Here is a 1,734-nt window from a genome sequence, read left to right on the forward strand (position 1 = left end):
CGGGCCCGCGGGGGGGGGGGGGGGGCGGTACCGGGTCCGGGGGCCCGGGGGGGGGGGTCCCACCGTGTCGGGCTTGCCCGGGCCGTGGGCGGGCCATCGCCCCCAAGCCGCCGAGCCGGAAGAACATCGTGACCGCCACCGAGCACAGCCAGGAACTCATCAACGTCGCCGCCCAGGCGGCGGCCGACAAGCTGGCGCACAACATCATCGCGTTCGACGTCAGCGACGTGCTGTCGATCACCGACGCCTTCCTGATCGCCTCCGCGAACAACGACCGCCAGGTCAAGTCGATCGCCGAGGAGATCGAGGACAAGCTGCGCGAGCAGCTGGACATCAAGCCGGTGCGCCGGGAGGGCGAGCGCGAGGGCCGCTGGATCCTGCTCGACTACCTGGACATCGTGGTGCACGTCCAGCACTCCGAGGAGCGCTCCTTCTACTCCCTGGACCGGCTCTGGAAGGACTGCCCCGAGCTGCCGCTGCCGGCCGACGCGCTGGCCTCCCGCAACCGCCCCGACGCGCACACCGACGAGGCCGGCAACGCCCTCACCCCGGCCGAGGTCGCCCCGGCCGACAACTTCGGCGCCGAGGACTACAGCTGAGCCGGGAGGCGCGGGGCCCGCGCATCGTCTTCTGGCGGCACGGCCAGACCTCCTGGAACCTCGAATCGCGGTTCCAGGGCACCACGGACATCGAGCTGACCGGTCAGGGCGTCCTGCAGGCCCAGCGGGCGGCCCGGCTGCTCGCCGGACTGCACCCCGACCTGCTGATCTCCTCGGACCTCCAGCGCGCCCGCCGCACCGCCGAGGAGCTGGCCAGGATCACCGGCCTGGACGTGCAGCACCACGAGGGGCTGCGCGAGACCTACGCCGGCTCCTGGCAGGGGCTCACCAACGCCGAGATCCGGGCCCGCTTCCCGGAGGAGTACGCGGCCTGGGCGCAGGGCGAACCGGTCCGGCGCGGCGGCGGCGAGCTGTCCACCGAGGTCGCCGACCGTTCGGTGCCGGTGGTGCTGGACGCGGTCGGCAAGCTGCCGGAGGACGGCACCCTGGTGGTGGTCAGCCACGGCGGCACCATCCGCACCATGCTCGGGCAGCTGCTCGGCATGGAGCCGGCGCTCTGGGAGTGCTTCGGCGGCCTGTCCAACTGCTGCTGGTCCGTACTGGGCCGGGGGGCGCGCGGCTGGCGTCTGCTGGAGCACAACGCGGGCACCCTCCCGCAGCCGGTGATCGGCGACGACACCTGATCGGGCGGATCTGATCGGGAACGGCGCCCGACCGGGGGGACCTGATCGAGGGCGAGGCCCGATCGGCGATGACGCGATCGGCGACGGGCGGGCGGTGCCGGCCGGGCGGCGGCGTTCGGGTGGTGACACCTGGGCGGCGACGTTCGGCGGTGAGCCGCCGAGCGGCCTGCGGGGGCGGATTTCGCAGTTCCGGGCCTGACCAGTTAGAGTCTTCCTCGTTCGCACGGAAGAAAACGCGGCCCGGAAGGGAAGCGGGAAATCCGGTGAGTGCGGGGCTGTAGCTCAGTTGGTAGAGCGCTTGCATGGCATGCAAGAGGTCCGGGGTTCAATTCCCCGTAGCTCCACTCCGCACCTGCGGTCCGCGAGGGCCGTGCGTGTCGCGGGGCTGTAGCTCAGTTGGTAGAGCGCTTGCATGGCATGCAAGAGGTCCGGGGTTCAATTCCCCGTAGCTCCACAGAACGGCAGAAGGCCGCCACCCACCGGGTGGCGGC

General features: G+C 72.0%; 2 protein-coding genes and 2 tRNA genes. All 4 read left to right on the plus strand.

The features are described 5' to 3' along the window. Positions 1-128 precede the first annotated feature (128 nt). Positions 129-599, plus strand: coding sequence for a ribosome silencing factor (rsfS, locus tag ACFVYI_RS40800; protein ID WP_387894928.1), 471 nt, complete (start codon positions 129-131; stop codon positions 597-599). Continuing rightward, positions 596-1,243 (plus strand): histidine phosphatase family protein, encoded by a 648-nt coding sequence (locus ACFVYI_RS40805; protein ID WP_387894950.1) that lies wholly within the window; start codon positions 596-598, stop codon positions 1,241-1,243. The genes rsfS and ACFVYI_RS40805 overlap by 4 nt, the downstream gene beginning before the upstream one ends. Positions 1,244-1,514: 271 nt before the next feature. Then, positions 1,515-1,587 (plus strand) — tRNA-Ala (locus tag ACFVYI_RS40810). 37 nt (positions 1,588-1,624) lie between these two features. Then, positions 1,625-1,697, plus strand: a tRNA-Ala gene (locus ACFVYI_RS40815). Positions 1,698-1,734 lie beyond the last annotated feature (37 nt).

Origin of the sequence: Kitasatospora sp. NPDC058218, from assembly GCF_042882445.1 — a bacterium.
Taxonomy (GTDB): domain Bacteria; phylum Actinomycetota; class Actinomycetes; order Streptomycetales; family Streptomycetaceae; genus Kitasatospora.